The 5,125-nt window shown below is 70.9% G+C and carries 2 protein-coding genes; both read right to left on the reverse strand.

Features of this window, described 5'->3' with window-relative positions; all coding sequences use genetic code 11:
- Positions 1-171 precede the first annotated feature (171 nt).
- Positions 172-2,004: a lectin gene (locus ACIBCT_RS40435; RefSeq protein ID WP_399197356.1), complete on the reverse strand. Its 1,833-nt coding sequence runs from the start codon at positions 2,002-2,004 to the stop codon at positions 172-174.
- 120 nt (positions 2,005-2,124) lie between these two features.
- Positions 2,125-4,968 (reverse strand): RICIN domain-containing protein, encoded by a 2,844-nt coding sequence (locus tag ACIBCT_RS40440; RefSeq protein ID WP_399197357.1) that lies wholly within the window; start codon positions 4,966-4,968, stop codon positions 2,125-2,127.
- Positions 4,969-5,125 lie beyond the last annotated feature (157 nt).

Genomic DNA, 5,125 nt, shown 5'->3' on the forward strand with positions numbered 1-5,125 from the left:
CAACGTGCCGCCCCGGGGGCCCCCCCCCCCCCCCCCCCCGCCCGCCCCCGCCCCCCCCCCCGCCCCCCCGGCCCCCCCCGGCCGCCCCCCCCCGGGGGGGGGCGCCCCCCCCGCGCCGGACGCCGTGTCACGCCCACCGGGTGAGCGTGGAACCGCCGTCGCAGGCAGACCTCAGACGCGGTTCCACCTCTGGTTGGTGCCGCCGGCGCAGGTCCAGATGTGCACCTTGCTGCCGTTGGCCGTGCCGAAGCCGGACACGTCCAGGCACTTGTTCGCGCCCAGGGCGGTGATGGTGCCGTCGGCGTTCAGGCGCCACTTCTGGTTGTTCTGTCCGTTGCAGTCCCAGATGTTGACCGCGGTGCCGTTGGCGGTGCCCGCCCCGCTCACGTCCAGGCACTTGTTGCCGTACACCCGCAGCTCACCGGCGGCGGTGGAGGTCCAGCGCTGGTTGGCCTGGCCGTTGCAGTCCCAGATGTTCACCGCGGCGCCGTTGGCCGTCGAGGCGCCGCTGACGTCCAGGCACCGGCCCGAGCCCACCCCCCGCAGCGCGCTCGTCTGCCCGGAAGGCGTCGGGGTGGGGGTCGGCGTCGGGGTCACGCCGCCCAGTTCCTTGATGCGGATGTTGCGGTACGCCACCACGTCGGGGGACCCGTGGTTCTGGATGCCGATGTGGCCCTGTTGCAGCGAGCGGGCCGGGTCGGTGTTGGTGAAATCGTTGATCTTCACACCGTTCAGGAACACCTGCAGCCGCTCGCCCTCCACCAGCAGCTCGTAGGTGTTCCACTGCCCCGGCGGGTTCAGCGCCGCGTCGCGTGCGGCGAGGTCCGCCGCCTTGAACCCGTAGACCGCCCCCGTCGTCTTGTCCGCGCTGTCGGTCGCGTCGATCTGCACCTCGTGCCCGGTGTTGAGCGCCGCGTTCGGGTCGGTGGTGGCCGGGAACCCGACGACCACCCCGGAGTTGGAGTCGCCGTTCAGCCTCCAGTCGAGCTTGAGCGAGTACGACCCGAACTGCTTGGCGTTGTACCAGAGCATGCCCATGCCGCCCTGCGAGGTCAGCGTGCCCGAGCTGTTCGTGAACGACCCCGGCCCGGCCTGTGACCAGCCGGTCGTCGACCCGTTGTACAACGGCGTGTAACCGGTCTCCGGACGGCAGTCGGCGTTGGTCGCCTTGGCCGCGTACCGGATCCCGCCCAGCAGCAGCGTGCGGAAGTTCGAGTCCGCGTACGACTCCTGGGTGTGTCCCAGTCCGGTGTAGAACGAGCGGCCGGAGGCCTGGGGACGGCACCAGGTGATCGGGTGGTCGCCCATGCCGCCGCCGCTGTAGGTGCTCTCGTCCAGGCTCTGCAGGACGCGCACGTTCGGGCGGGGGTTGCTCCGGAAGCTGTACCACTCGTCGGTCCGTGTCCAGGTCGGTCCCAGGTGGGAGGTCGCGGCGTGCGCCCGGTCCTCGTTGCGTACCGTGGCCTGCTGGATCGCCGGGTGGCTGCTGAACCAGGCGCCCACCAGCTGCCCGTAGTACGGCCAGTTGTACTCGGTGTCGGCGGCCGAGTGCACCCCGACGTAGCCGCCCCCGCCGTCCACGTACGACTGGAAGGCCGACTGCTGGCTGTCGTTCAGCACGTCACCGGTGGTGTTGAGGAACACCACCGCCCTGTACCGGGCGAGGTTGGAGGTGGTGAAGACGCCGGCGTCCTCGGTGGCGGTGACGGTGAAGTCGTTCGCGGCCCCGAGGTCGCGGATGGTCTGGATCCCGACGGGGATCGCGTCGTGCCGGAACCCGGCCGTCTTGGAGAAGACCAGCACCTCGAAGGCGGCGGCCTTGGCGGCCTCGGCGGAGAGGGCGGGGGTCACGGTCGCGGCGGCCTCGGCGGATACGGCGGGGGCCAGGGTCGCGGCGGTGGCGGCGAGCGCCACCGCGGCCACCGACAGGCGTCGCAGCACGGAGGTCCTCCTGCCACCGCCCGCGATGCGCCCGGGCGGCGCGGGGGTCAGATGTCGAAGCATGGGTGTCCTTCCATCGTGGCGCCCGGCGCGGCCCGTCCGGCGATGAGCCGGGCCGTACCGGGCGCCACATCGATTGGGTACTCGTCGTGCGGCCGAGGTCGCCTGGTGGGGCGGACGGCCTCAGGCGCGGGTCCATCTCTGGTTGGTGCCGCCGGCGCAGGTCCAGATGTGGACCTTGGTGCCGTTGGCCGTGCCGAAGCCGGAAACGTCCAGGCACTTGTTGGCGCCGACGGCGGTGATGGTGCCGTCGGCGTTCAGGCGCCACTTCTGGTTGTTCTGGCCGTTGCAGTCCCAGATGTTGACCGCGGTCCCGTCGGCGGTCCCGGCACCGGACACGTCCAGGCACTTGTTGCCGTACACCCGCAGCTCCTGCGCCGCGGTCGAGGTCCACTGCTGGTTGGGCCGGCCGTTGCAGTCCCAGATGTTCACCGCGGCGCCGTTGGCCGTCGAGGCGCCGCTGACGTCCAGGCACCGGCCCGAGCCCACGCCCTTCAGCGCGTTCCCCGAAGGCGTCGGGGTCGGGGTGGGCGTCGGGGTCGTACCGGTGCCGAAGGTGAAGGCGTCCAGGTCGAACAGGTAGCCCTGGCCGGTCGCGCCGCGGAAGACGAGGTACAGCGTCGTGGTGCCGGACGGCGCGCCGGCGAGGTTCGCCGAGACGTCGGCGAAGGTCTCCCACCCACCGGTGCTCGTGACGTTGACCGTTCCCAGCAGCGTGCCCGTGGCCGAGCCCGCCCGGACCTCGATCCGGCCGCCCGCGCCCGCCGAGGACACCCGCGCGGTGATGCTCGTGGCGTTGCCCAGGTTGTACGGCTGGAAGGAGATCCAGTCGCCGTCGTCGACGAAGCCCACGGTCCTGCCGCCCTCGGCGGTGGTGTGGTCGGCCGTCTGCACGCCCTGCTGGGCGCCGAAGTGCTCGCCCTGCCGGTGCCGTGGCTGCAGCGTCCGGCTGCTGGTGGAGGTCAGGCCGCCGGCGTCGGTGTAGGAGGCCGTGAAGACGCCGTAGATGTTCGCCGCGGCGTCGTGCTCCCCGTCGACCGGTACCGCGATGGAGCCGCTGCAGCCGGTCCTGGAGGTGATCTGGTGGGCGTGGCTGTCATGGCCGAGCGAGTAGGAGACCGTCACCTTCGAACAGTCGACCGTGCCGTCCTCCGGGTCGCTGACGTTGACCTGGAACGGCACCGTGTCGCCGAAGGCGAACAGCCGGCCGTCGCCGGGGGTGGTGAGCGTGACGGACGGGGCGGTGTTGCCGACGGACACGCTCACGCTCGCGCTCCCGGTCAGCCCCTGCGGGTCCCGGACGGTGAGCGTGGCGGTGTACGCGCCGTTGGCGCTGTAGGTCTTGCTCGGGTTGGCGGCCGTGGAGGTGGTGCCGTCGCCGAAGTTCCACGAGTACGTCAGCGCGCCGCCCTCGGGGTCGGAGCTGCCGGCCGAGGAGAAGTTCACCGTCAGCGGAGCCGGCCCCGAGGTCCTGTCGGCCGCGGCCTTGGCGATCGGGTTGCGGTTGGCCTTGCCGATGTACTCGATCCGGAAGAGCGCCTGGTTGTTGTTGCCGGTGCCGTAGTCCAGCACGTACAGCGCTCCGTCGGGGCCGAAGGCCATGTCCATCACCTGCGTCCCCGACCAGGGGAACGCGGAGATCTCCCCGTAGCCGCCGTCGCTCCTGACCTCGATGGCCTTGATCCAGCGGCGGCCGTACTCGCCGGCGAAGTAGCGTCCGTCGAGCACCTGGGGGAACTTGACGGAGGAGTTCAGGTTGGGGTCGTACCGGTAGACCGGGCCGCCCATCGGCGACTCCGAGCCGGTGCCGAACTCCGGCGGCGAGCCGGAGTCACCGCCGTACTTGATCCACGCCGCCTTGGCCGGGGGCAGCGTGGTCAGGCCGGTGTTGCGGAAGGAGTTGTTGGTCGGGCCTCCCGCGCAGTTGTACTTCGCGCCGGTGCTGTTGGAGGCGAAGTTCCACTCGTTGTAGGTCTCGTTGACGGTGTTGCCGCCCGTGCAGTACGGCCAGCCGTAGTTGCCGGCGGCGGTGATGCGGTTGAACTCCACCTGCCCGCTCGGTCCCCGGCCGGAGTTGGTCGACCCCGCGTCCGGACCGTAGTCGCCCAGGTAGACGACACCGGTCGCCTTGTCCACGCTCATCCGGAACGGGTTGCGCAGACCCATCGCGTAGATCTCCGGCCGCGTCCTCGCCGTCCCCGGCGCGAACAGGTTGCCGCTGGGGATCGTGTAGGTGCCGTCCGCCTGCGGCTTGATCCGCAGGAGCTTGCCGCGCAGGTCGTTGGTGTTGGCGGAGCTGCGCTGGGCGTCGTACTGCGGGTTGCGGTTGGTCCGCTCGTCCAGCGGGGAGTAGCCGGCCGACTCGAAGGGGTTGGTGTCGTCGCCGGTGGTCAGGTACAGGTTGCCGGAGGCGTCGAAGTCGATGTCGCCGCCCGCGTGACAGCACTGGCCGCGGTCGTTGGCGACCCGCAGGACCACCTTCTCGCTGGACGTGTCGAGCGTCTCGTCCGCCCTGAGGGTGAACCTCGACAGGTAGAACTCGCCCTTCCACTGGTCGAACTGCGCCTGGGTCCCGGTGGCCGGGGCGTCACCGTTGGGCGTGCTCAGCCGGGGTGAGTAGTACAGCCAGACGTGCCGGTTGGTGGCGAAGCCCGGATCGACCGCCACACCCTGGAGGCCCTCCTCGTCGTGGGTGTAGACGTTGAGCCTGGCGGCCACCTTCGTGTTGCCGTTGACGTCGGTCACGCGCAGTGTGCCGTCGCGGGACGTGTGCAGGACCGACCGGCTCGGCAGCACGGCCAGCGACATCGCCTCCCCCAGTTCGCCGCCGCCCGACGCGAGCGGCACCTGCTGGTAGTCGGACGCCGGGATGGTGAGCGCGTTGGCCGGGGTGGCGGTGAGCGCGAAGGTTCCGGAAACGATCAACGCCATCGTGATCAGTGATGTGAGCCACGGACGTCTGGGCATCGGTTCTCCTTTCTTGCGGGGACGGCGGGGGGGGGGGCCCCCCCCCCCCCCCCCCGGTCAGGTACGGGTCCACTTCTGGTTTGTGGCCCCGTGGCACGTCCACATGTGGACCATGGTGCCCTTGGGGGTGCCGTAGCCCGAGACGAGATAGGAATAG

The sequence above is a fragment of the Streptosporangium sp. NPDC050855 genome (genome assembly GCF_044456585.1).
Taxonomy (GTDB): domain Bacteria; phylum Actinomycetota; class Actinomycetes; order Streptosporangiales; family Streptosporangiaceae; genus Streptosporangium; species Streptosporangium longisporum.

Bases quoted from the DNA above. Each gene is read 5' to 3' on its own strand.
- ACIBCT_RS40435 (WP_399197356.1), bottom strand. From the start codon at position 2,004: ATGCTTCGACATCTGACCCCCGCGCCGCCCGGGCGCATCGCGGGCGGT.
- ACIBCT_RS40440 (WP_399197357.1), bottom strand. From the start codon at position 4,968: ATGCCCAGACGTCCGTGGCTCACATCACTGATCACGATGGCGTTGATC.